General features: G+C 54.2%; 26 protein-coding genes. 12 read left to right on the plus strand and 14 right to left on the minus strand.

Annotation, left to right across the window (positions count from 1 at the left end; genetic code table 11):
* Window positions 1-80: 80 nt before the first annotated feature.
* Window positions 81-1127: a pyruvate dehydrogenase (acetyl-transferring) E1 component subunit alpha gene (gene pdhA, locus PXG97_RS13840; RefSeq protein WP_276498352.1), complete on the minus strand. Its 1047-nt coding sequence runs from the start codon at window positions 1125-1127 to the stop codon at window positions 81-83.
* Between the two features lie 133 nt (window positions 1128-1260).
* On the opposite strand from pdhA, the gene recF reads away from it, so the two are divergent.
* The 6 genes from recF to bla all read left to right on the plus strand — a co-directional run bounded on the left by recF (window position 1261) and on the right by bla (window position 6781).
* A complete protein-coding gene (gene recF, locus PXG97_RS13845; protein ID WP_276498353.1) occupies window positions 1261-2373 on the plus strand; it encodes a DNA replication/repair protein RecF in 1113 nt (370 codons plus the stop codon).
* Between the two features lie 3 nt (window positions 2374-2376).
* Window positions 2377-2718, plus strand: coding sequence for a hypothetical protein (locus tag PXG97_RS13850; protein ID WP_276498354.1), 342 nt, complete (start codon window positions 2377-2379; stop codon window positions 2716-2718).
* An 89-nt stretch (window positions 2719-2807) separates the two neighbouring features.
* Entirely contained in the window at window positions 2808-3131 is a 324-nt protein-coding gene (locus PXG97_RS13855) for a DciA family protein (RefSeq protein ID WP_276498355.1), read from the plus strand.
* 55 nt (window positions 3132-3186) lie between these two features.
* Window positions 3187-3744, plus strand: coding sequence for an acyl-CoA thioesterase (locus tag PXG97_RS13860; RefSeq protein ID WP_276498356.1), 558 nt, complete (start codon window positions 3187-3189; stop codon window positions 3742-3744).
* A gap of 914 nt (window positions 3745-4658) precedes the next feature.
* Complete coding sequence (locus PXG97_RS13865) at window positions 4659-6041, plus strand: M28 family metallopeptidase (RefSeq protein ID WP_276498357.1); 1383 nt, start codon at window positions 4659-4661, stop codon at window positions 6039-6041.
* Between the two features lie 11 nt (window positions 6042-6052).
* Complete coding sequence (bla, locus tag PXG97_RS13870; RefSeq protein ID WP_276498358.1) at window positions 6053-6781, plus strand: subclass B1 metallo-beta-lactamase; 729 nt, start codon at window positions 6053-6055, stop codon at window positions 6779-6781.
* Window positions 6782-6860: 79 nt separating this feature from the next.
* Here the strand turns inward: bla and PXG97_RS13875 are convergent, their stop codons facing one another.
* The 4 genes from PXG97_RS13875 to PXG97_RS13890 form a co-directional block, all read right to left on the minus strand.
* Complete coding sequence (locus PXG97_RS13875; protein WP_276498359.1) at window positions 6861-7127, minus strand: hypothetical protein; 267 nt, start codon at window positions 7125-7127, stop codon at window positions 6861-6863.
* Between the two features lie 132 nt (window positions 7128-7259).
* Window positions 7260-7985, minus strand: a complete 726-nt coding sequence (locus PXG97_RS13880; RefSeq protein ID WP_276498360.1) for a head GIN domain-containing protein — start codon at window positions 7983-7985, stop codon at window positions 7260-7262.
* Window positions 7986-8091: 106 nt separating this feature from the next.
* On the minus strand, window positions 8092-8457 hold the full coding sequence (locus tag PXG97_RS13885) for a hypothetical protein (RefSeq protein ID WP_276498361.1): 366 nt from the start codon (window positions 8455-8457) through the stop codon (window positions 8092-8094).
* A gap of 2 nt (window positions 8458-8459) precedes the next feature.
* Window positions 8460-8660, minus strand: coding sequence for a zinc-ribbon domain-containing protein (locus PXG97_RS13890; RefSeq protein ID WP_276498362.1), 201 nt, complete (start codon window positions 8658-8660; stop codon window positions 8460-8462).
* A gap of 322 nt (window positions 8661-8982) precedes the next feature.
* Between PXG97_RS13890 and PXG97_RS13895 the strand changes: the two genes are divergently transcribed.
* The 3 genes from PXG97_RS13895 to PXG97_RS13905 all read left to right on the plus strand — a co-directional run bounded on the left by PXG97_RS13895 (window position 8983) and on the right by PXG97_RS13905 (window position 12874).
* On the plus strand, window positions 8983-9789 hold the full coding sequence (locus tag PXG97_RS13895; RefSeq protein ID WP_276498363.1) for an N-formylglutamate amidohydrolase: 807 nt from the start codon (window positions 8983-8985) through the stop codon (window positions 9787-9789).
* A 148-nt stretch (window positions 9790-9937) separates the two neighbouring features.
* Complete coding sequence (locus PXG97_RS13900; RefSeq protein WP_276498364.1) at window positions 9938-11785, plus strand: peptidase MATCAP family protein; 1848 nt, start codon at window positions 9938-9940, stop codon at window positions 11783-11785.
* Between the two features lie 39 nt (window positions 11786-11824).
* Complete coding sequence (locus PXG97_RS13905; RefSeq protein WP_276498365.1) at window positions 11825-12874, plus strand: glutathione synthetase; 1050 nt, start codon at window positions 11825-11827, stop codon at window positions 12872-12874.
* Between the two features lie 518 nt (window positions 12875-13392).
* Here PXG97_RS13905 and PXG97_RS13910 read toward each other — a convergent pair.
* The 3 genes from PXG97_RS13910 to PXG97_RS13920 are packed head-to-tail and all read right to left on the minus strand — an operon-like array spanning window position 13393 to window position 15397.
* Entirely contained in the window at window positions 13393-13851 is a 459-nt protein-coding gene (locus tag PXG97_RS13910) for a hypothetical protein (RefSeq protein ID WP_276498367.1), read from the minus strand.
* A gap of 25 nt (window positions 13852-13876) precedes the next feature.
* The gene (locus PXG97_RS13915; protein ID WP_276498368.1) at window positions 13877-14392 is read right to left on the minus strand and encodes a hypothetical protein; all 516 of its coding nucleotides are present in this window, start codon (window positions 14390-14392) and stop codon (window positions 13877-13879) included.
* Between the two features lie 30 nt (window positions 14393-14422).
* Entirely contained in the window at window positions 14423-15397 is a 975-nt protein-coding gene (locus PXG97_RS13920) for an energy transducer TonB (protein WP_276498369.1), read from the minus strand.
* 61 nt (window positions 15398-15458) lie between these two features.
* Between PXG97_RS13920 and PXG97_RS13925 the strand changes: the two genes are divergently transcribed.
* Window positions 15459-17309, plus strand: a complete 1851-nt coding sequence (locus PXG97_RS13925) for an ABC transporter ATP-binding protein (RefSeq protein ID WP_276498370.1) — start codon at window positions 15459-15461, stop codon at window positions 17307-17309.
* A 27-nt stretch (window positions 17310-17336) separates the two neighbouring features.
* Here PXG97_RS13925 and PXG97_RS13930 read toward each other — a convergent pair whose 3' ends face one another.
* The gene (locus tag PXG97_RS13930; protein WP_276498371.1) at window positions 17337-17486 is read right to left on the minus strand and encodes a hypothetical protein; all 150 of its coding nucleotides are present in this window, start codon (window positions 17484-17486) and stop codon (window positions 17337-17339) included.
* Between the two features lie 273 nt (window positions 17487-17759).
* On the opposite strand from PXG97_RS13930, the gene PXG97_RS13935 reads away from it, so the two are divergent.
* Complete coding sequence (locus tag PXG97_RS13935) at window positions 17760-18716, plus strand: PstS family phosphate ABC transporter substrate-binding protein (RefSeq protein ID WP_276498372.1); 957 nt, start codon at window positions 17760-17762, stop codon at window positions 18714-18716.
* Window positions 18717-18787: 71 nt separating this feature from the next.
* Here PXG97_RS13935 and PXG97_RS13940 read toward each other — a convergent pair whose 3' ends face one another.
* From PXG97_RS13940 to PXG97_RS13955, 4 genes are all read right to left on the minus strand, one after another.
* Window positions 18788-20569, minus strand: a complete 1782-nt coding sequence (locus PXG97_RS13940) for an SLC13 family permease (RefSeq protein WP_276498373.1) — start codon at window positions 20567-20569, stop codon at window positions 18788-18790.
* A 150-nt stretch (window positions 20570-20719) separates the two neighbouring features.
* Window positions 20720-21145: a hypothetical protein gene (locus tag PXG97_RS13945; RefSeq protein ID WP_276498374.1), complete on the minus strand. Its 426-nt coding sequence runs from the start codon at window positions 21143-21145 to the stop codon at window positions 20720-20722.
* Between the two features lie 147 nt (window positions 21146-21292).
* Window positions 21293-21757 carry a fasciclin domain-containing protein gene (locus PXG97_RS13950; protein ID WP_276498375.1) on the minus strand — a complete coding sequence of 155 codons (465 nt, stop codon included), beginning with the start codon at window positions 21755-21757 and terminating at the stop codon, window positions 21293-21295.
* A 105-nt stretch (window positions 21758-21862) separates the two neighbouring features.
* Window positions 21863-22486, minus strand: coding sequence for a rhomboid family intramembrane serine protease (locus PXG97_RS13955; RefSeq protein ID WP_276498376.1), 624 nt, complete (start codon window positions 22484-22486; stop codon window positions 21863-21865).
* A 210-nt stretch (window positions 22487-22696) separates the two neighbouring features.
* Here PXG97_RS13955 and PXG97_RS13960 point away from each other — a divergent pair, with 210 nt between their 5' ends.
* The gene (locus PXG97_RS13960; protein WP_276498377.1) at window positions 22697-23368 is read left to right on the plus strand and encodes an HAD family hydrolase; all 672 of its coding nucleotides are present in this window, start codon (window positions 22697-22699) and stop codon (window positions 23366-23368) included.
* 68 nt (window positions 23369-23436) lie between these two features.
* Here the strand turns inward: PXG97_RS13960 and PXG97_RS13965 are convergent, their stop codons facing one another.
* Window positions 23437-24411 (minus strand): polyprenyl synthetase family protein, encoded by a 975-nt coding sequence (locus PXG97_RS13965; RefSeq protein WP_276498378.1) that lies wholly within the window; start codon window positions 24409-24411, stop codon window positions 23437-23439.
* Window positions 24412-24417: the final 6 nt, after the last annotated feature.

A 24417-nucleotide genomic window follows, 5' to 3' on the forward strand; every position in this document is an offset into this window, starting at 1 on the left:
AAGTAATTAGAATCAATACCTTCAGGTTCTGAACATCAAATTTATCACTTTTAATTCCGAATAAGCAGGATAATTGCGAGTTAGTCCATTATAAACGGATAGTCCGGCTCTACATAAATGTCGGTGTAGAGTTCCTCCGGCTCCGGATATGGTGAGTTTTCAGCAAACTCCACCGACTCCTGCACTACCTGCTTGATTTTCTCATCTATCTGATCCAGCTCTTCCTCTGTGGCCCAGCCATTCTTCAGGATAGTGGCTTTCACGGCCTCTATCGAGTCGCGGCCTTTATAACCCTCCAGCTCCTCTTTGGTTCTGTACTTGGCAGGGTCCGACATAGAGTGGCCTTTGTAACGGTAGGTTCTGAACTCCAGCAGGGTTGGGCCCTCGCCGGCACGTGCACGCTCAGCGGCTCTTGCCACGGCCTCATGCACGTTCTCTACCTCCATGGCGTCTACCGGCTCAGAAGGGATGTCGTAGCTCTCGCCCAGTTGGTACAGCTCTACCACGTTAGACGTACGCTGTACAGAAGTACCCATGGCGTAGCCGTTGTTCTCAATCACAAAAATCACCGGCAGTTTCCAGGTCATGGCCATGTTCAGCGCCTCGTGGAAAGCGCCCTGGCGCACGGCACCGTCACCCATATAGGTAATGCACACGTTGCCGGTCTTGTTATACTTCTCGGCAAAGGCGATACCTGCGCCAAGCGGCACCTGCGCGCCCACAATACCGTGGCCACCCATAAAGTTGACCTCTTTGTCGAAGATGTGCATCGAGCCACCCTTGCCTTTGGAGCAACCGGTAGCCTTGGCAAAAAGCTCCGCCATGATAGCGTTAGCACTAGTACCCAGCGCCAGCGGGTGGGCGTGGTCGCGGTAAGCCGTAATCCACTTATCGCCTTTCTGCAGGGCAGAGGCGGCACCGGCCGCGCAGGCTTCCTGGCCAATGTACAGGTGGCAGAAGCCTTTAATCTTCTGCTGGCCATACAGCTGGCCCGACTTCTCCTCGAAGCGGCGCATGAGCTTCATCGACTCATACCACCACATGTATGTTTCTTTTGAAAACTTTGGCTCAGCCTGTACCTTTGCTTTCGCCGACTTCGCTTTTGCCTTATCTTTCGTATCAGCCATGAGTAATAGTCTATGTGCGTTTTAAGATGTCCGTTTATGCTTTGTGGCTATAATTGCCTATAACTGCGGCAAATATAAGCCCTAAACGGTTTAGCATGCGAAATTAAGGAAAAAGATATCAATTAGAAATTAAATGCTCCTCGAAAATCTCAGTCTGCTGTTTTTCAAAAACTACGAAGAGGCCGCGCTTAGCTTTTCGGAGCATATCAACTGTTTTATAGGCGATAACGGCAGCGGCAAGACCAACCTGCTCGATGCGATCCACTACCTCTCCATGACCAAAAGCGCCTTCCCCGGCACCGATGCGCAAAGTATAAAGCAGGGCGAGGACTTCTTTATGGTGAAGGGGCGCTTTGACATCTCAGGTGAGAAGCACACGGTGCAGGTGAGCCTGAAGCAGGGGCAGAAAAAGACCGTGACGCACAACAAGGCGCCCTACGAGAAGATCAGCGACCACATCGGCCGCTTTCCGGTGGTGCTCATCTCGCCCTACGACACCGACCTGATTCGGGAGGGCAGCGAGGAGCGTCGCAAGTACTTCGACAGCCTTATGTCGCAGTACGACCACTTGTATCTGGAGCAACTGATACAGTATAACTACTTTTTGAAGCAGCGCAACTCCCTGCTGAAGCAGTTTGCCGAACGCCACTACTACGACCGTGATTACCTGCAGATCCTGAACGAGCAGTTGGTGCCCCTGGGCGAAGAGCTGGCGCAGGCGCGGCAGCGGTTTCTGCAGGATTTCGTACCGATCTTTCAAAAGCACTACCACCACATCTCCGACAGCCACGAGGAGGTGACGCTTACCTACAAAAGCCAGCTGGAGAGCAGCGATTTTGCCTACCGGCTGCAGCAGGCCGAACGCAAGGACCTGGCCCTGCAGCGCACCACCGTGGGGCCGCACAAAGATGATTTCGTGTTTCTGATGGACGGCAACCCTGTGAAGAGCTTCGGCTCGCAGGGGCAGCAGAAAAGCTATGTGATCGCCCTGAAGCTGGCGCACTTCGAGGTGATGGACCAGCGGCAGCACCACAAGCCCCTGCTCCTGCTCGACGATATCTTTGACCGTCTGGACGAGAAGCGCATCACCAAGCTCATGCAAATGGTAGCCGCCCACACCTTCGGCCAGATCTTCCTGACAGACACCCACCTGGAGCGCACCGACAAAATACTCGAAGGCCTCTCCGAAAGTATCCGTAGATTTGAGGTGAAGGAAGGGAAGGTGAAGGTGATTGGGGAGCTGTAGTTTATGGTTATAGCTGTAAACATTGAAATGAATCTCTGGAACACGATTATAAAGTTCCTTCGTGAAGAGAACTGGAAGGTTCTTTATAAATATGATGGCTTCGACGCAGGCATCGATTTTGATTTTCTGATACTTGAGAAGAATAACGAAGAAATATTATTTGGCTGGGATAATTGGTTTGAAGGCGAAATCAAATGCGAGGAAGCCCGTTTAAAGTATATAGAGCAGCACTTAACCATATCTTTCAAGTTGGGAGAACCTGAAAATCTTAAGCCAGAAATTATTGAACTGTATAGAAAGCAAATAGCTAAGAAATGGTGGAAACCTAGTTGGTTTAGATTATGATAGATTACTCAGATCAACATTAACCTGCAGGTTATACTTAAGCTTTCTTATTCACTCATTCACTCACCCACTCATTCAAAATTAAAAACGTGCGCTACTACAAGAAGAAAGAGGCGATTGATAAACGCAAGGCAGACATCCAACCGATTGGGGAGAGCCTGAAGGCGCTGATGCAGGCCTACCGCCTGGATGGCAAGCTGAGTGAGGTGCAGCTGGTGCAAAACTGGGAGAAGATCATGGGTAAGCCGATCGCCCTGAAAACGCAGCAGCTATACTTTAAAGACGGCAAGCTGTTCGTGAAGCTCACCTCGGCCCCGCTCAAGCACGAGCTCAACATGTCGAAAAGTAAGGTAATTGAGATCCTGAACATTGAGGCAGGCACCAACGTGGTGAAGGATATCGTCTTCCTGTAGGTAACAGCATGCTTTCATTTTAAGTATAGTTATGCCAGAGTAACTATACTTACCCATGACCAACACCCACAACTTCCGCCCTGTTTCCTACTCCCGCACCACCCTTACCGAGCTCATGATCCCGAGCTACGCCAACTTCGGCGGCAAAATACACGGTGGCATCCTGCTTTCTTTGATGGATAAGGTGGCCTATGCCTGTTCTGCCAAGCATGCCGGCAATTATTGCGTTACGGTCTCGGTGGATGGCGTAAACTTTCTGCAACCTGTGGAGGTAGGCGAATTGGTGTCGCTAAAGGCCTCGGTGAACTATGTGGGCAACACCTCGCTGATGGTAGGCATCCGTGTGATAGCCGAGAACGTGAAAACCGGCGTTGTAAAGCACACCAACACCTCCTACTTTACCATGGTGGCCAAAGGCGACGATGAAAAGCCTGCTCAGGTACCCGGCCTTCTACTCGAAACGCGCGAAGACGGCCGCCGCTTTCTGGAGGCTATCAAACGCCGTGAGCTGTCGCGCCGCTACCAGACCGAACTTGCCAACTCCAAAACCATACTTCAGGTAGAACAGGAACTGCACCTGCTTCAGCAGGAACGGTGCAAGGTGGCATTTTAATTTGTCTGAATCAGGATTTGCAGGATGTAAGGATGGCAAGATATACTGTGAGGCCAGGTCTAATCACCGCTATAGTACCCCACCTCAGCCCTTCCCTAAGAACAGGGGAGGGAGTTTGGCAGTACCGGCTCCAACCACCCCTACCCCTCCTTAGCCAAGGAGGGAGCCTGTAACTGCTCTGGCTAAAGTATAAATTTCATAGTTGCTGCCGTTGCGTGGACAGGTCGCGACCTGTCCCTACAAGTATAAACCCACCCCTTAGCCCCTCCGAGGAGGGGAATTGCTCGTGAACGATTATCATCCCCCTGCCCCCTTCCAAGGGGGACTTTGGGTCAAGTTGCATAAGCGGTGGCTATCGAAAACTGATCCCAGTCCTTGGGTGGGGGTAGGGCCCCTCGACAAAGAGCGCCTTCTAGATTTCCGGTTTCGCTTCAGCGAAATTGCGATGTCAGGAGCAAAGGAAAAGCTCGCAGCGCGATGCCCTTATCGAGGGCCCCTACCCCCAGGACGAGCCCTCTCGGGCTGGAGAGCACCAAAGCAGGAAATGCAACTATAGGTAAGTTAGTCTATAGGATGAACAGCAGCTAGGAAGGATAGCCTGGTGCCAGTTGCGGGAAGCGGCGGCTAAGAGAGGCACAAGCGGACGCTTGCGCCAGGGTAGTATAGCAGCAAGTATAACCTGAAGTATAAAAGTATAGCCTAAGTATAAAGTATGGCTTTTCAAGCCAGTCGATTTGCAAACTCGATATCATTGTAGGACACAAGTCTGAAGACTTGCGCCAGGGGAAAAGCCAAATTCACAAACGGGCACCTGCGCCAGAAAAACCGTGGAACTACGGTAGAAACACCTCTGACTCCCATTTCTCCCATATCCTTTGTACCTTGTAACATCGATCATACACCTAAACTTACAAATGACCACTAAATCTACCCTTAAGCCACTGCTGGCACTGCTGCTGCTGGCAGGCGCTCCCCTACTCACCCCAACCCAAAGCATAGCCCAGGAAGTTGTCCGACAGGACGATGATATCAAAAAAATGATCAACCAGATCTCAGCAGAGAACCTGGAGCAGTTGGTGCGTAAAATGGTGAGCTTCGGCACGCGCCATACGTTGAGCAGCACCACCAGCAAGAAAGAAGGCATCGGCGCAGCCCGTGAGTGGGTAAAGTCCGAGTTCGAGAAGTATGCCCAGGCCTCCGGCGGCCGCATGACCGTGGAGATGGACAAGTTCGTGGTAAAAGCCGATGGTCGCCGTGTGCCGCAGGACACGGAGATGGCCAACGTCATGGCTATTTTAAAAGGCACCGACCCGAATGATGACCGCGTGATCATAGTGGGCGGCCACCTCGACTCCAGAGCTACTGACGTGATGGACGCTAAAAGCAAGGCCCCCGGCGCCAACGACGATGCCTCCGGCGTGGCCATGGTCATGGAAATGGCCCGCGTGATGGCTTCGCAGAAATTTCCGGCTACACTCGTTTTTGTGGCCTTCCAGGGCGAGGAGCAGGGCCTTTACGGCTCCTCCCACCTGGCCGAGCGCGCCAAGAAAGAAGGCTGGAACCTGGTTGCCATGCAGAACAACGACATTGTGGGCAACTCTTTTTCGGCAGAGAGCGGCCTGCATGATAACACCAGGGTGCGCATTTTCAGCGAAGGCACACCGGTAAACGAATCGGAAGAGCAGGCGCGGCTCCGCAGGACGCTCGGCACCGAGAACGACAGCCCAAGCCGTAACCTGGCCCGCTACATGGAGCTGGTGGGCGAGAAGTACGTGGACCAAATGGATGTGGTGCTGGTACACCGGGCAGACCGCTTTCTGCGCGGCGGCGACCACACACCGTTTAACCGCCAGGGTTTTGCCGCGGTGCGCATGAGTGAAATGAACGAGGACTTCGACCACCAGCACCAGGATGTGCGCAAGGAAAACGGCAAGCAGTACGGCGACCTGCCCGAGTTCATGGATTTTGAGTACCTGCGCAAGAACACGGCCGTGAACCTGGCAAGTATGGCCAGCCTGGGATGGGCGCCCGCCGCACCTGAGAAAGTGGGTGTACTTACCTCCAACCTTACCAACAAAACCGACCTGCAGTGGCAGGCTCCGGCCAAAGGCGGCAAGCCAGCCGGTTATTACGTGCTGATGCGGGAGACGAATAGCTCCAATTGGGAGAAACGCTTTTATGTAACCGAAACCAACGCGACGCTGCCCTACTCCAAGGACAACTACTTCTTTGCTGTGCAGTCGGTAGATAAGGAGGGGCACGCCAGCCTGCCCGTACTGCCCGTGCCGGTGCGTTAAGCAAACCAGACATGAAACATTTGCTGCATTCTATACTTTGCCTGCTGCTCCTGACCTCCGCTTATGCGCTGGAGGCGCAGGGGCAGCAGCTGAAGCTAACCAAGCTGGCGCCTAAAGTGTGGGTTCATACGTCGTATAGCACCTATCAAGGCATTTTGGTGCCATCGCACGGCCTGGTAGTTTCTACGAAAGACGGTGCGGTGCTGGTAGATACCGGCTGGGGCAACAAGCCTACACAAGAGTTGCTGGCATGGGTAAAGACCAACCTAAAGAAGCCCGTGAAGGTATGTTTGCCCACGCATTGGCACGACGACAAGCTGGGCGGCATGAGCGCGGTACAGCAGCAGGGCGTTCCGGTGGTTACCTCAGAGCTTACAGCCATACTTGCCGCCGGGAACAAGAAGGGAACGCCGGACATTACCTTCGCCACAGACACAAGCTTTACGCTTGGCGGGCAGCAGTTTGAAGTATACTTCCCCGGCGGCGGCCACACTGCCGATAACGTGGTGGTATACTTGCCGCAGCAAAAGATCCTGTTTGGCGGCTGCCTGGTCAAGGACCTGCAGGCAAAGAACCTGGGCAACACCGCCGATGCCGATCTTAGCAACTGGCCACTTGCCATAAAGCGCTTGCAGCAGCGCTACCCCAAGGCAAAAGTGGTGGTGCCAAGCCACGGCCCCTGGGGCGATAAAGCTTTGCTCAGCCATACATTAGAACTGTTGCAAAAGCAGGAGCCGTAATCTTTTAAGTCATATAAAAGGAAAGGCCGGGGCAAAACAGCCCCGGCCTTTCCTTTTATACTTTAAACTGCAGTTATACTTAATCCCTGCTCACCAACTTGTTGAAGTTGCCGTTCGGGTCGTGCAGCAGGGCCAGCTTGTTGTTATCAAACTCCTCAAAGAACTCGTCCCAGCTGATTTCCTCAAAGCTGTCGTTGTCGTCGCTCTTCTTGGGGAAGTGGATGCGCAGCACGCCTTCGCCGCTGCCGTCGTTCTCGGTGCCTTTTATCACGCTGGGCACGCCGCCGTGCTTCTTGGCCCATTCCTGTATCTCCTTATGGTTTGTTGTTTTCTTTGATTCGCTCATAGCTTTATGATGGTTTTTAAGTTCGTTTTCTGCTTTTAGCTATACGCGCTGCCTCCGGTAAAGGATAGGCTATAAAAAAGCAGCCCTAGGGAAAGGCTGCTTCTTTGCATTATAGGTAGTGTATTCTCTTCGTTAGAGTTTGCCCACACGCGCCGCGGAACTTACATTAGAGGTGATGCTCGGGCTGCCTTTGTAGTATACGGCCGACGCGCCCGATGCATTAATGTCCAGCGCCTCCTGCGCGTATACTTTCACGCTGCTGGCACCGCTGGCCTGCACGTACACCTGCTTTGCCTCCAGCTCCGATGCCTCCATTTTAGACGCTCCGGACAGCTGCATGTTCACCTCGCCAGCCTTGCCTAGCAGCTCCACCTTGCTGGCGCCGCTCAGGTTGCCTTTCACCTGGTCTGTGGCAATAGTCAGCTTCACGTTGGAGCCGCCGCTCATGTCCAGCTTCAGCACAGGCGCCTTAAAGCTGGAGTTGCCGATTACCTTCACACCCCCGCTGATGTTGATGCTTTCCATGTTCTGCAGCGTTACGAAGGCCTTCATGCTCTTGCTGGTGCTGATGCCCTTGTCGTTATAGATGTGCAGGATACCGTTGCGTACCTCGGTCTTGATGTTGTCCAGCAGGTTCTCCTGTGCCTCCAGGCGCACGCCTTCGTTGCTTCCCTGCGTCACCTCCACTACAAAGCCACCGCTCACCTCAATGCCCCTGATGTTGGATACGCTCCTGCTCTGCGACTTCACCTCGCCGCTGCCTTTTATACTTTGCGCCATAACCGCCGGCAGGCTCAGCAGCATAAAAGCAAAAAACATAAGCCCGAAAGCCGCTCTGTGTACATTACTGATCTTCATAGTATAGTTTTTTGGTTAGTGATTCTGTCAAACTTGCTTATCTGCAGGAGATATGCATAAAAGATGCCGCATTTTCCGGAAGGTTGCCTCGGGCTGCAAAAAACTTTTACGCCTGTCCCCGGGCCAGCGGCTTGTTCATCCAGGCTTGGTACACGGCGGCCCCTACCCCATACGCTGCCACATCCCAGGGATCAGCGGTATACTTTTGGTGCAGCAGCGGCAGCAGCCCTTCGAAAACCACGCTAAAGAGCAGCAGCGCCAGCAATGTAAAACGCTGCGGCAGCACAAAGCCGGGGTTTCTGAAGTACAGGCGCTCGGCGGCCAGGGCAACAGTAAGCGCGAGCGGCAGCACCAGCAGGTCGTCGAGGTGCGTGTGCAGTGGCCAAACATAAATTCCCGCCAGTTCTAACAGCTGGTTGGCCGCGGCTAGCACCAAAAAGAAGACAAAGAGCGGCTGACGCAGCGTAGCCATGGCTACAGTGCCACAAGGCCTATGGCCAGCATGATGCTGCCCAGTATCAGCAGAAACACCTCCGTTGGGGTCAGGTTCTTGAACCACTCGGGTTTAGGGGTGGCCAGTAATTGCCCGCACTCGGGGCATTGCTTTGTTCTGCGGGGCACGGTGGCACCGCAGTTAGGGCAGGTTTTGGTAGCAGGTGTATCGGGGGTAGCCATGCTACAAAGGTACGCATCGCAGGCTAAAAAGCTGCGACTTTACACCTGCACCAATCCTACAGTTTGCAGCAGCTACAGCGGCAACACCGGCCCTAACCTAACGGCAAGTTGCACAGCTGTGATCCTGCGGCGCACTCAGTGCCTGCACGTACTCAAGCCCATGCCCGGAAACACACGCCAAGCGCTACAATTTGTGCAGCTAACGCTACCATTGGCCGCAAAGCATTCCCCAGTTGTGAGCCATCGCAATTTTGGCACAAGCCGGGCCCTGCATAACCTTCCCTAACCGGAAGGGGTAAAACTGTACACAATATAATTTGCGATGACACAGACAAAAGTAGACACTGTATACTATACCATTACCCGTGGCGACAGCCCCTTGGTAGCCACGGCCATCCATAACGGCCACGAGGTGCGCCATAACCTTAGTGCGCTGTTTAACCTCACCCCTGAGGAGCGGCTGCGCGAGGAGGACCCCTTTACGGCACAATGGGTGGGCATTACCGACAACCAGGTCATCGGGCACTACTCCCGCTTTGAGTTGGACCTGAACCGCCCCCCCAAAAAAGCTATTTACCGCAGGCCAGAGGATGCCTGGGGTTTGCAGGTGTGGAAGGAGGAGCTGCCGGAGGAGCTGGCGCAGGAGTCGATGAAACGGTATGAGAAGTTTTACGCGGATGTGAAGCAGATGCTGACGCAGCTGCTAGATGAGCACGCCTGCATCGTTATTTATGACCTGCACACGTACAACCACCGCCGTGAAGGCCCCACCGGACCAGCCGCCGACCCGGAAGCGAACCCGGAGGTGAACATCGGTACGGGCAACATGGACCGCCAGAAATGGGCGCCGGTGGTGGAGGCTCTCATGCACAGCCTCGGTGGCTATAACTACCGGGGCCGGAAGCTGGACGTGCGCGAGAACGTTAAGTTTGAGGGCGGCCACTTCATGCGCTGGATCCACGACACCTTCGGCAACAGGGTGTGCGTGATCAGCATTGAGTTTAAGAAGTTCTTCATGGATGAGTGGACCGGCGAGCCTGACCAGGCGCAGGTGCAGGAGATACGGCAGGCGCTGCAGCAAAGCACCCGCCCCGTGCTGGAGGCACTGGCACAGGTGTGCCAGGTGTAATTGCGTATGTCGTAGCACGTATCACGTAGCACGATTGATGAATCTTTAAGTTTAGGTCGTGATACTTGATACGTGCTACGTGCTACGAAGAAGCCTCTATCTTAGAACTCGTACAAACCTCACCCTAACCTGCTAAGCACCTTTAGCAATGATTGAAAGTATAACCGACAGCTTTGTAAAGAAAGTTATCCGGAGCCTGAAGCGAGGCAAGCAGGTGCGCCGCCGCCTGCCCAATGGCGGGTATCTGTACCTTGATCGCCCCCTACCCTTCCTCATACTTTTCCGCCACCCTGCCGGCCAGCCAGACCATGCCACGGCTAATTTTCTGAAAGCCTACGCCGCTTACATCATCTCGCACGAGGAGCGCAGCCATGAGCTGCGGCCCCTGGTGCAAAGCATCGCCCAGGCTATGGCCGATAAGTTCGGTGCCTTTATGATTGTGGAGTTGATGGCCGCCCCCGCCGGTGCCGCGGATGCGCCGCTGTTCAGGGTGCTGGGGCCGGAGGAGCAGTTGCCCACCACTACCCAAACTATCCAAAAGGAGCTGCAAAGTATAAAGCTGCCCGGCATACCTGTTGCTGTGGAGGTGGTAAGCAACGCGCCACTGCTGCAGGAGCCGTACTGCCTGCTGTCGGAGGAGGAGCTGAAGAAGCACAGCATCCTGACCATGGGGCTGCAGCTAAAGCCGGTGTACAAAAACCCCACCACGGGCAAAGTCTACCCCCTGCTGCTACGCACCTTGCGCGAGAAGGTAGCCAACGCCCTTAAGAAAACGGTGTTTGACTTTGTGGGCGTGCAGACCACGCATCACCCCGTGCACTTCCAGGCGCTGGGGCGGCAGGCGGTAAACCGGGTGGTGTGGCGCATCGACAAGCAGCTGACCAGCATAAGCGACCTGTTCCAGTTCCTGCTGCTGGTAACGCCGGTCAACAACAACGAGGCATGGGCCGAATTCAAGAAGGCAAAGTATAACAAGCCGCCCACTTTCCACTACCGCCTCATGCCCATCGATGCCGACCAGCTCAAGCGTAAGCTCTACAACATCCCCATCGAGAAAGTGGATGACCCCACGCTAGGCTACCTGTTCCGGGATAAGCGCCACGAGCTGGACAAGATGCTGACCATGCTGGCCGACCGCAACACGCCTGACTTCCTGTACAGCAGCATGCAGCTCTACGGCACCGTGGACGACCAGCTGCTGAAGGTGGCCGAAGGCATTCTGGCGGCCATACCGGACCCTGCCGGGAACAAGGAAACAGACATTATACCTGTACCTGAGTTTGTGGCGCAGGCCGAGCGGGAGCTTACTTTCCTGCGGGAGCAATACCCTGCCCTGGACTCCGGCGTGGATGTGCGCGACGACGTGGTGGGCCTGATCGTATCGAAGGGAAGGCTGAACGTGGGCACCGACGCCAGTATACCGCGCCACCGGGCAGAGGCGCTGATCCAGCACGAGGTGGGCACCCACATCCTGACCTATTATAACGGCAAGGCACAGCCGCTGCAGCAGCTCTACGTGGGCAGCCCCGGCTACGAGGAGCTGCAGGAGGGGCTGGCCGTGCTAAGCGAGTGGCTGGTGGGCGGCCTGGACCAGGACCGCATGCGCATCCTGGCCGCGCGCGTGGTGGCGGTGCACCAGCTCACCAAAGGCTGCAGCTTCACGGATAACTTCTGGCGGCTGAAGGAGGATTACCGGTTCGACGATGAAACCGCCTGGAACGTGGCCATGCGCGTGCACCGCGGCGGCGGCCTCACCAAGGATGCCGTGTACCTGCGCGGCCTCGTGCACCTGCTCAGCTACCTGAAGGCGGGAAACGAGCTGGAGCCGCTGCTCATCGGCAAGATCAGGCAGGACTACATCCCCATTGTGCAGGAGCTGATCTACCGCAATGTGCTGCGCCCCATGCCGCTGAGACCCCGCTACCTCCTCGACGAGAGCATCAAACCTAAGCTGGAACAACTAAAAGCCGGCATTTCAGTATTTAACCTACTATAATCTTCCGACCACATCAACCAACAACATAAGACACGCTAAATGACAATAGGATTTGTAGTAAACAACATAGAGACAGAAAAACCCGGCTACTCTACCATTTTCCTGGCGCAGCGCATGCACAACAAAGGCCACCAAGTATACCTGATGGGCGTTGGCGACCTAGCCTACTACCCCGATGGCTATATGGGCGCCGAAGCCGTGCAGGCAGATCCCAAGCACAAGTATAAATCGCCGGCCACCTACCTGGAGGCCATACAAGCCGAGAAAGCCACCAAGGTGCGCGTTACGGCCCCTGAGCTGGATGTGCTCATGCTCCGCAACGACCCTTCTTCGGAAGGCGAGGGCCGCGCCTGGGCGCAGAATGCGGGTATTATCTTTGGGCAGCTGGCCCTGCGCCACGGTGTGATCGTGCTCAACGACCCCACCAAGCTCTCCGATGCGGTAAACAAGATGTACTTCCAGCACTTCCCGGAGGCCGTTCGGCCGCGCACGCTCATCACCCGTGATAAGGAGGAGATCAAGGAGTTCTATAACCAGCAGAAGAACAACATCATCCTTAAGCCGCTGCAGGGCTCCGGCGGCTCCGGCGTCTTCATGGTAAAGAAGAACGACACCACCAACCTCAACCAGATCGTGGAAGCGATCAGCCGCGATGGCTATGTGATAGCGCAGGAGTACCTGCCGCAGGCCACTGAGGGCGACGTGCGCCTGATTGTGATGAACGGGGAGGCGCTGCAGCACAAAGGCAAGTACTGCGCCATACACCGCGTTACCGGCAAGGACGACATCCGCAGCAACCTGCATGCCGGCGGCTCTTCGCAGGCCGCCAAGGTAACGCAAACCATGCTGGACCTGGTAGAGCTCGTAAGGCCAAAGCTGATACAGGATGGCATGTTCCTGGTGGGCCTCGATATTGTGGGCGACAAACTGATGGAGATCAACGTGTTTAGCCCCGGCGGCCTAACTGACGCCAGCAACCTGGAGGGAGTGGACTTTTCGGAGCCGATCATTGCTGCGCTGGAGCGGAAAGTGCACTACAAGAAGACCTACGAAGGCCAGATAAACAACAAAACAGTTGCTATGATCTAAAGCAGCACCTGCTGCTTGGCTGTATCAACAGGCAGGGCATGGGCTCTGCCTGTTTTTTTTTGCCCGGGTTAGAGTGCAGGTGAAGTATAAAAAGATAAAAAGTACTTGCCGCACAAAAACCCGCAGCCTTTTATAAGGCTAACCAATTGTACTTTAGCTTGTTGCGGAGGTTCAGAGAAGGGAATAGAAAAAAGGTGAAAAATCTTTTATGATTTTCCTTTTGCAATTGAAATCATTCGAGTAATTTTGCACCCGAATTGAGAGAGATACTATATCGGAAGGCTAATATAGTTAGCCTGTAACTAACAGGCAAGCCTTGTTACGATTTTTTTGGAATAATTTTTCAGTGGTACACCATCAATTCAGGTCAGTAGCGAGGAAAAATACGGCTGGCCGCCCCATAAGAGAAGTAAGTTTACTAAAGATAAGGTTAGATAAAGTTTAGATTAGTTTAGTTTGTTTTAAGGTGAGAGAAAGCCCCGTCATTAAATGGCGGGGCTTTTCTCATTTCTGTACTTTTACACGCTGTCCTTTACCAGTAGCCAGCTTGCCAGCACCGCCAGCGGCAGCAGCGCCAGCAGTAGCTTAAGCGCCACGTGTGGGGCCGCTGTGCCCGCCCCCCAGGAGCCCCTGCTAAACGTATAGCGGACACTAACCACCAGCGAGCAGAACACCAGCAGGGCCAGCACGGCATGCACGACCTGCAGCACCTGGGGCGCGCTTGTGCCGGCGTCCCACACCCGCAGCCCCACGCGCACCAGCCACGGCACCATTGCCAGCGAACACAGCAGAGCCAGCAGCGTGCCTATCTTTATCCGAAACAGCGTAACCCAGGAGGCAGCGCTGAACAGCGCCATTCCGGCAAGTAGCGCCACATCCGAGTACACATTGTGCGGCACCGACACATAGCCCCTGAAGAAAAGAATAACCGTTGCCATGGCAACACCCGTGAGAAAGTATAGCAGATACCGCGTCATATAAGGGTATCATACTGCAAAAAGGCTATTTCAGATACTTTTTAGGGATAGGTTGTGCAGCTGTTTCCGGGGTAAAGAGCAGGCTGGCAATCCACCAGCGGCCTTTGTCGTACACGAGCTGATAGGTATTTACGCCACGGTCTTCTACCTTGCCTGTCGGGCTGCCCAAGCGGGTTTCGTAGGTTTGGAAGGCGGTGGCCAGGTTCCCGAAACGCTCGATGCGCAGGGCCAGCTCGTTTTCATAAAAGCCCATTTCTGCATAGGCTGGGCCATTGCGCTCGGCAAACTTTTCTACCGTTGTTAGGCGCACAAAGCTGCTGTCGCCTTTGTAGAACACGCCGCCCATCTGTGCGTTTGGCAGGAAAAGGGCCTTAAAAGCTTCCATGTCCCGCTCCTGCCCCTTTGGCCCGGAGATGATTTTAAGGCCTGCCGCCGTGATGGCCTCTATACTTGCCACATCGGCGGCCGGTACAGTTGATTGGGCAAAGGATGTACAGGCTAAGCCAAGGCAGAATAATAGCGTAAGCAAGTGCTTTTTCATACAGATAGTAGAGTTAGCTTCGGGAGGCCCTTAGCCTAGTTTTACAACTCTTGTCTTTGCCAGCGTAAATCTAATTGGCAAAGTATAAAGCATTGGAACCGGCTGCCCTTCGAGGGTGCCAGGTTTAAAGTTTGGCATCTTCTTAATAACCCGAAGCGCCTCGTTATTTAGTTCCTCGTTTACTCCCTGCACAATACTGAAGTTATCTAAACTGCCATCTTTATGCACTACAAAACGCACCAGCACCACACCGCTAGTGCCAGTACGGTGGCTCTTAGCCGGATAGCGAATATTTTTGCCGAGGTATTTCATCATCTCCTGCTCACCGCCGGGGAACAGGGGCATTTCACGGTATGGGGTAAAGGGTATCTCTTCTCCTTTCTCATTATAACACTTGCCATATACCTGTTTCCCTTCTTGGTACAGTTCTTCCCGCTTCAAAACGCCTGTTTTGTAGTAGGTTTTCAGCGCTCCATCATACTGCCCCTGCTTATAGCCGATGCTGTGCTTTAAAGAATCGTTGCTGTACCATTCCATGTCAACGCCATGAGGCACCCCCTCGTTAAAGCTCTTTACACTGAACCTGTTGCCGTTTGGATACCATTTTACAAGTTGCCCATGCACCTTGCGCGGTTGAAAAACCGTGGCGTAACTCCCTTGCTCCAACATGATCATTGAATCACCCTTTATACGGTATAACGTGATTATACCAGCCTCAGTCTCCTCGCTCTCGCGCTCAAACACCTCCACCGATTTGGCTAGGGAGGCATCATGCGTTACAAGCCCAAGCGAATCATAATACTGCACATGCTTTACCTGCGCCTCTGCCACTCCTCCTACTAAGGTTAGCCCTCCTAATAACGCTGCTGCCAAGGCAACTTTAAGTTTTGTTTTCACTGCAATGCGATTAATTGTAAATATTAGCGAATATATACAATTAGTAAACATTTTACCGCCCTCACCGTTGAACCCGGGTTTTTTATAACATTCAAAGGTTTTGGCCATACCTTAAACAAAACCCGCTGCTGCCTGTATAGCTATATGGCCTGTGGCCGAAAGTATAAGTATGCGTAAAGAGCAAAAAGGAACGAGAGACACAGCAAACCAACAGGACAAGAAAAGCCTGCGCGAGCAAGCCAGTGCCCTTAAAAACCTTCCCAAATTTTTTAGGATGATCTGGGACACCAGCCCGCGCCTGACCATCACCAACCTACTGCTGCGCCTGGTAAAAGCCTCCTTGCCGCTGGCCATGCTGTACGTGGGCAAGCTGATCATCGATGAGGTGATCCGGCTGATAGGCGTGACGGACGGGCAAGATCTGACGTACCTCTGGACGCTGGTGGCGCTGGAGCTGGGGCTAGCGGTGCTGTCGGACCTGATCAACCGCGGCATAACGCTGGTGGACAGCCTGCTGGGTGACCTGTTCTCGAACCGCACCTCGGTGGCCTTGATTGAGCACGCGGCCAAGCTGGACCTGGCCCAGTTTGAGGACGCCTCCTTTTACGACAAGCTGGAGCGGGCGCGGCGGCAAACGGTAACGCGCGTGGTGCTTATGTCGCAGGTGCTCTCGCAGTTGCAGGATATCGTAACCATTGGCTTTCTGGCCGTGGGTCTGATTGCTTTCAATCCCTGGCTCATCCTTATACTTTTAGTGGCGGTTATACCTTCGTTTCTAGGGGAGACCCACTTTAACGAGCGCAGCTACTCCCTCTCCCGCTCCTGGACGCCCGAGCGCCGCGAGCTGGATTACCTGCGCTACATCGGGGCCTCCGACGAAACGGCCAAGGAGATCAAGACCTTTAACCTCTCCGGCTTTCTGGCAGAGCGGTTTAAGGAGCTGTCCGACAGATACTACCTGCTCAACAAGAGTCTGACCCTCAGGCGTGCCTTCTGGGGCAGCGCCCTCTCCGCCCTCGGCACCCTGGCCTACTACGGCGCCTACGTGTTCATACTTTTCGCCACGGTGGCCGGCAACATTACGGTCGGCAGCCTTACCTTTCTGGCCGGCTCGTTCAGCAACATGCGGGGCCTTTTGCAGGGCATCATGACGCGTTTCTCCCAAATTGCCGAAAGCGCCTTATACCTGCAGGACCTGTTCGATTTCCTGGAGCTGCAGCCGCAGATCACGCCACCGGCTAACCCGCTGCCCGTGCCAAGGCCCATTCAGCAAGGCTTTACGTTTGAGGATGTCGGGTTTAAGTACCACAACTCCGAGAAATGGGCGGTGCGGCACCTGTCGTTCCATCTCACGGCTGGCGAGAAACTGGCCTTGGTGGGCGAGAACGGCGCCGGCAAAACCACACTGGTAAAGCTGCTGGCACGATTATACGAGCCCACCGAGGGTCGCATCCTGTTAGATGGCACAGACCTGCGGGAGTACGATTTAAACGACCTGCGCCACCAGGTAGGCATCATTTTTCAGGATTACGTGCGCTTCCAGATGACGGCCTCCGACAATATTGCCATTGGCCAGATCAGCAACATCCAAGACAGGGAGCGCATCCAAGGCTCGGCACAGAAAAGCCTGGCAGACCTGGTTATCCAGCGCCTGCCGGACAAGTATGAGCAGGTGCTGGGCAAGCGCTTTAACAAGGGCGTGGAGCTATCGGGCGGCGAGTGGCAGAAGGTGGCCTTGGCCCGCGCCTACATGCGCGACGCGCAGCTGCTCATACTCGACGAGCCGACCTCCGCCCTGGATGCCCGCGCCGAGCACGAGGTGTTCCAGCGCTTTTCTGAGCTCATCGAGGGCCGAACGGCCGTACTTATCTCCCATCGCTTCTCCACCGTGCGCATGGCCGACCGGATCCTGTTCCTGGAGCAGGGGCAGCTGAAAGAGCTGGGCTCGCATGAGGAGCTGCTGGCGCAGAACGGCAAATACGCAGAGCTGTTCCTGCTGCAGGCCAGGGGGTACTTATAGCCACCGCACATTATTTTTGCGCCGCTTTTATACTTCTACACCGTTCGCTTTCCCTCTCAGGTCAATTTTGTGGTTGATGATAAAGCGGATGATGTCCCTGTTGTAGAACTGGTTTCCTGTAGACCTCTGCTGGAACCACTTCAGGTAATCTGCTTCCAGAGTAATGTTCTCATCCATCGGATTCTACGGCAGTTAACCCGCCTGACCGGTAGCTTGCCGGCACAGGATTTTTATACTTTTCTGGCGGCCCCTGAGTTAAGTACAGGCGGCGTAGCCCATGGGAAGGGGTAAATTAATTCCCACACCACCAGTAAAAAGGTAAAGGGCTAACATCAGTTTTGCCTCGTGGCGCACAGTAAGCACCTGAATTGACTGCGCCCATCACCCCCTCTAGTGCTTTAGACACTTCATGCCCCATGCCCCACGCCGCAACCGTTAAACAGCAATCATATGAAAACACGGCTTCCCATACTTCTGCTTTTACTGCTTGCCTGCTTCGGCTGCGGAACAGAACAAGAAGAGCAGAAAGAGCCGGTTGGGCTGCATGGGGAGATAACCATTTCTGGCGCATTTGCTTTATACCCGATGATGAACCGATGGGCCAGTGAGTTCCGGAAACTCAACCCTGGGGTAGAATTCGATATCCGGGCGGAAGGAACCGGCACAGGTATGGAGGAGGTATTGGCGGGCGCGGTAGACATGGGCATGGCATCGCGCAGCGTTACACCGGAAGAGACACAGCAGGGTGCGCTTCACTTTGCCGTGGCAAAGGATGCAGTCATACCTACCATCAATGCCTCAAACCCTTACATTGACGTGCTGTACAGCAAGGGCGTTACCCGCGAGCAGTTGCGTGCCGTGTGGCTTACCGGCAAAATAACGAACTGGAACGAGTTGACCGGCTCCGGGAGCTTGCCTATACGAATTTACACCCGATCTGACGCTGCCGGGGCAGCGGAGATATGGGCCAGTTTTTTGGGAGGTAAACAGGAAGAGCTAAAGGGCATAGGCGTGTTTGGTGATCTTAATTTGGCTGAGGAAGTGATAAATGAAAAAGCGGCTATAGGGTACAACAACATCAACCATGTCTACAACATCCATACAAAGCACCCCTACCAGGGCATTGCCCCGCTACCTCTCGACCTAAACGGGAACGGAACCCTGGATAAGAATGAATTTATCTATGACAGCTTGGAAGAACTGAACCAGGCTATTGCTAAAGGCGTGTTTCCCTCTCCCCCGGCCAGGCCGCTGTATCTTGTAACAAAGGGTAAGCCCACCAAGAAGGTTGTTATGGAGTTTATTGTATGGATTCTCCACGAGGGGCAGCAATATGTGGAGGAAACAGGTTATGTAAGGCTAACGGAGGACAGGCTGGCCGGAGAACTGAACAAGCTGGAGAATTAAGCCCGAAGCACTGTAAACAACAACACCAGGCATTATTTGCGCCGCTCCTTCTCCACGTGGAACACCCTCTGCTACAGTGGGAAGAAATACGGGATGACGAGGGAGGCGAGCAGCCAGAGGAGCAGGTTGAGCGGGGTGCCCACCTTCAGATAGTCGGAGAAGCGGTAATTGCCCGGGCTATAGATCATGGTGTTAGTCTGGTAACCCATGGGGGTCATGAAGCTGAGGGAGGCGGCGTAGGCCACGGCCATGATGAAGGGACGCTCGCTCACGCCCATCTCTTGGGCCGTAACAATGGCAATGGGTGCCAACAGGGCTGCGGTAGCGTTGTTGGACATAAAGTTGGTGGTCATAAAGGTGACGAAGAAAAACACCGAGAGCAGCGCGTGAGGCCCATACGCCCCTACCCCAACGATCAGATAATCTGCCAGCAGCTTGGCTGCCCCTGTTTTCTCCAGCGCTGCGCCCATCGAGAGCACGCCTCCCAGCATAAAAATTACTTTCCAGTCTATGGCGGCGTAAGCCTCCTCCAGCTTAATACACCGAAACGTGACCAGCGCCACCACGCCCACCACTGCGCTCAGGACAATAGGCACCAGACCCGTAGCCGCAGTCAGCACCACAAATACACTTATCAGCAACACAGGCAGTATCTTGCCATAGTTGAAATCGCTGCGTACGGTTTGGGAAATGATAAGGATGTCGTCGTTCTGCCGCAACTTCTCCGCCTGGTCGCTGTTGGCGGCTATCAGCAGCACGTCGCCGGCAGCGAGTTTTACGTGGGCCAGTTTGTCGTGCACGATCTCGTCGCGGTGGCGTATGGCCAGCACGGAGGCCCCATAGTTGTAGGCACGAAAATTCAGCTCTTTGAGCGACTTACCCTCCATGTAAGAGTTAGGCGTTACAATGGCCTCATAGAGCATGCTGTCGTCGTACATGCCCACATCCTCATCCCGGAACTTGCGCTCCGACTTCAGGATCACCCCCTGCTCCTGCTTCAGCTTTTTCAGCTTCTCCACCCCAATGCGCACCTTCAGCACGTCGTTGGCCCGGAGTATGAGCGAGGGAAACACCTGCACCTTGTCCTTGTCGCGGGTTACCTGCATCACCTCAATATCCAGGTCGCGCACCAGGCTGGATCGCTGCAGCGGCACCCCCACCAGCGGTGAGGCAGGCAGCAGCACGATCTCTGTCAGGTAATCGCCCAGGTCAAACTCCTCCGACAGGCTTTCGGTATGCTTGCGCTCGGGCAGCAGGTGGCGCCCAACAAAGAACATGTAAAGGATGCCCAGCAGCAAAAACAGGATGCCTGCCGGCAGGAACTCGAACATCTGCAGAGGTTCTACCCCCTGCGCCTGCGCAATGCCGCTAACCAGAATGTTGGTGGAGGTGCCGATAAGCGTGCAGGCGCCGCCCAGCAGAGCACCAAAGCTGAGCGGTATAAGCAGCTTGGAAGGGCTTACGCGGATATCTTTGCTCACCTGTATCACCACCGGCATGAGCAGGGCAACCACGGCCGTGTCGTTGATGAAGGCAGAGAGCCCCCCGGAAAAAAGCATCAGGGCCAGCAGGCAAAGCAAATAGCTGTTACGGCCAATACGCGTTAGCCCTGTACCTACTTTGTTAAGCGCACCAGATTTGAAAATGGCAGAACTGATAATGAACATGGCGGCCACCGTGATGGTGGCCGCGTTGCTGAACCCGGCAAAACCCTCGGCAGGCGTAAGGATGCCGGTGGCCATAAAGAGCACCATTGTCAGGAGGGCAACTGTGTCAATGGAAAGCCGCTCGGTTACAAAAAGTATAACCGCCAGCAGGATAATCCCTAGCACAATTCCTATCTCAACGGTCATAAAGCATGGTGCTGCAGGTGAGGCTACGCGCTACAGCAAGGGACAGGCAACTATAAACGCGCAAGTTGGATACTATAACTTAATTTGAGGTCGAACGGTTACAGGCCTGCGCGGTTTTGTTCTTTTGTTACGGGGATGGTTGTGCCTCTGCTACTCCTCCAGCCAGGCTTCGGCTTCGGAGTAAGACGTAAAACGCTTGGAGGAGAGGTGGCTCTTCACCAAAGTATCCTCTACCTGCAGGTTGGCGATGCGGTCCGATGGGTCTACGCAGGCGCTCTTCCTCAAGCCGCCTGCCTGCAGCACCTCCAGCCCCTCTATGTGCAGGCGCATCACATCCTGAGGGTGTGTGATCATGGTCCGGAGGTCGAGCAGGAGCGTAAAGTTAAGCTGCACCAGCGCCAGGGCCTTTTTTAAGTCGCTGAGGTAATCAGGGACATGGTTCCGGCCCTTCCAGAACCCGTAGATGTTGAGGTAAACCCTGTTCTTCTGGGGATGGTACAGCAGCTCGTAACATTGGTTTTTAACAATCAATGTTTTGGAGCTATCCTGCGTTATATTTTTGTCGGGGCTGTACATGGTTCCTGTAACATACGCGTAACATCACCATGATGCCTTATACTTTAATTGGGTAAAGTAGTAAATAACTAATTATAGTGCTTCTAAGGTTAAACAAACAAGACGTTTACTTGCACTTGTTACAGGCAAGAGATGCCTAAGCAGCTTTTAGCTACGGATCATGCCCGCTAATTCATGTACCACGCCGTTCTTTACCTGCACATCGGGGCGTTGTATGCTTACCCCGTTTACCAGTGTCTGGCCTCTCTTGCGGTAGATGGTAATGCTGGAGGTATTACAGACCGGCGTCAGCGACTTACCCTCTTTCAGATCTTGCTCCAGGTACACGCCTTTTACGATGTGGCTCGAAAGTATGGCCCGCAACCGCTCCGGCGACTCGTTGCTTATACTTTGCAGCGTGCTCTCAGATGGAGCGAATAACGTAATTTGTACATTCCCGGAAAGCAGCGGGGTAAAACCTGCCTTGGTAAGCAAATCCGACAAAACAGGCCGCTCCTGCACCAGGTACTCCATCATACTGCGGTTTTCCTGGGCCTGGGTAGTATGCACACCAAGGGCGAACAGTGCAATTAACAGGAACTTAATGTACAAATACGGTTGCGTCAGCTTCATGTCTTATGGGTGATCTCTGCCATTTTATACGTAGCAAAGCCCATCATAGGTAGAAATTACCTCATCTTATTTGTCGCTAAAAGTACAATTTAGAGAGCTCCCCTCTTAGAACATGCGCCAGTTGGCTATCTGCTGAAAGAAGCTCGGCAGCGCGCTTGGCACCAGCACCAGGCTCAGCAGAAACCCGAAAAGGGCACCGTAAAGGTGTGCGTCGTGGTTAATGTTGTCGCCCATGCGCTTGCCCGAGAAATACGAGTACATCATGTACAGAACGCCGAAGATAAAGCCCGGCAGGCAAAGGAAGGCAAAAAGGCAGATATCCAGCGTCGGGAAGAAAAGAATGCTGGAGAAGACGATGCTGGCCACCCCGCCCGAGGCCCCCAAGGCGCGGTACGGCGGGTCGTTGCGGTGCTTAAAGTAAGTGGGGATGTCTGACACAATAATGCCGCCCAAGTATACCAGCAAGTACAGCAGGATGCCTGTCGTGTAGCCGTAAGCTGATGTGAACACATACTCCACCACGTCGCCGAAGAAGAAGAGCGTGAACATGTTGAACAGCAGGTGCGTGAAATCGGCGTGCAGAAAGCCAGAGGTAAGGAAGCGGTACCAGGAGTTTTCGCGCTGCACGGCATAAGGCTGGAAGATCCATTTATGCATCAGGGTCTGGTTTTGCCAGGCGTACAGCGAAATGCCAACAGTGATGATGATTAAGATTACGGTAACGCTCATGCTCTGTTTCTGAAAGAGTGATGGAATGAATAGGAACAAAGATAAAAGACAAAGCCGTATGCCTCCTACTAAATATTGCCGGTTTACAGGCGTTTATACTTTACGGCGCCTGCAAAGGCGCTCCCAAAGTATGGAAAGTGTATTTCCGCAAACTTTGTTTAACTTCCCCCCTACGTATACTTCGTTCTTATCTAACACTTGAGACACCCTATGGGAAAATTTGTGATCTTCGACATGGATGGCGTGCTGGTGGACAGTGAGCCGATACACATGGAGCTGGAGAGGCTTCTGTTCAGCCAGCTAAACTTACAGGTGCCTACCGCCCTGCACCATTCTTTTGTAGGCATGGCCCCAAAAAGAGTATGGGAAACCCTGATACAGCAGTTTGAACTCCCACACACGGTGGACGAGCTCTTTCAGCTTGAAAAAGAAGTGAAGCATGCGGAGCTACAGGCACGGCAGATACAGTGCATCCCGGCAGTGGATACCCTGCTGGCCACGCTAAAGGAAAACGGCTACAACCTCTCCGTCGCCTCCTCCTCTCCCCACAACATCATCGCTCTGATCCTGGAAAAACTGGGCTTCAGACACTACTTCGACTTCATCGTCAGCAGCGAGGATGTGCGCAACGGAAAGCCGTCTCCGGACATCTTCCTGGAAGTGGCGCAGCGCTATCAGGAGCCTGCGGCTAACTTTATCGTGATAGAAGACAGCAGCAACGGCGTTAAAGGTGCCAAAGCCGCCGGCATGATGTGCATCGGCTATAAATCGGCCAACTCCGGTAACCAGGATCTCTCCCTGGCCGACCTGGTAACGGAAGACTTCAGCCGGCTGCGCCTGGAAGACCTTGAGGCTCTGCGAAACAACACTCGCCTGTCTTAAAGAAAACTGTACTTTCTGTTTTACCGCAAAGAAAAATGCCCTCCGCTATGAAGGGCTTTTTTTAATCCTTAACTGTCGCGCTCCATCAGTTGCAGCGCCAGGCCACGAACGGTGCTCTTGCGCTCCTCCGGCAGCCCGATGGCATCTAAGTGCTGGATAGCCCGCTGGAAGTACAGGTCGATCTGCTGCTCCGTCTGGTGGCGGATGTGGAGCTGGTCGTATACTTCGGTGACGGCCCTCACCTTCTCCTCCGCTATACTTTCATCCGTTTTGTCGCGCCAGCCGATGATAGTTTGCCGCTGCTGCTCGTTGGCCTGCTCCAGCGCCGTCAGCATCAGGAACGTCTTCTTATCCGACAGGATATCGCCGCCCACCTGCTTGCCAAACTTGGCTTTGTCACCATACACGTCCAGCAAATCATCGCGCAGCTGGAAGGCTATACCGATGTTGTCGCCGAACGCCTTCAGGTGCTCGGCATCCGCCTGAGGCGCCCCTTGCAGGATAGCGCCCAGCTCCAGGCTAAACCCTACCAGCACCGCAGTCTTCAGCGTGATCATGTGGATGTACTCGGGGATGCTGACCTGCTCGCGTCGCTCAAAATTCATGTCCATCTGCTGGCCCTCGCATACTTCGGCGGCCGTGCGGCTGAACAGACGCAGCACCAGCGGCAGCTTCTCGGGCTCCACGTTCAGCAGCAGCTCGTAAGCGCGCACCAGCATCACGTCGCCACTAAGGATGGCCGTGTTGGCATCCCACTTCTCGTGCACAGTCTGCTGCCCGCGGCGCAGCGGTGCCTTGTCCATAATGTCGTCGTGCATGAGCGTGAAGTTGTGGAAAACCTCCACCGCCGCAGCCGGCAAAAGCGCCTTCTCCACGTCGTCATCGAACATTTTGGCGCCCAGCAGCACCAGCATGGGGCGAATGCGCTTGCCGCCCAGCGCCATGATGTAGCGGATCGGCTCGTAAAGCTCCACCGGATTTTCACCGTAACGGAGCGCGGACAAGGTATGGTTTATCTTCTCAGAAAGGATGGTAATATCCACAGGGTA

This window comes from Pontibacter litorisediminis (assembly GCF_029360645.1).
Taxonomy (GTDB): Bacteria; Bacteroidota; Bacteroidia; order Cytophagales; family Hymenobacteraceae; genus Pontibacter; species Pontibacter litorisediminis.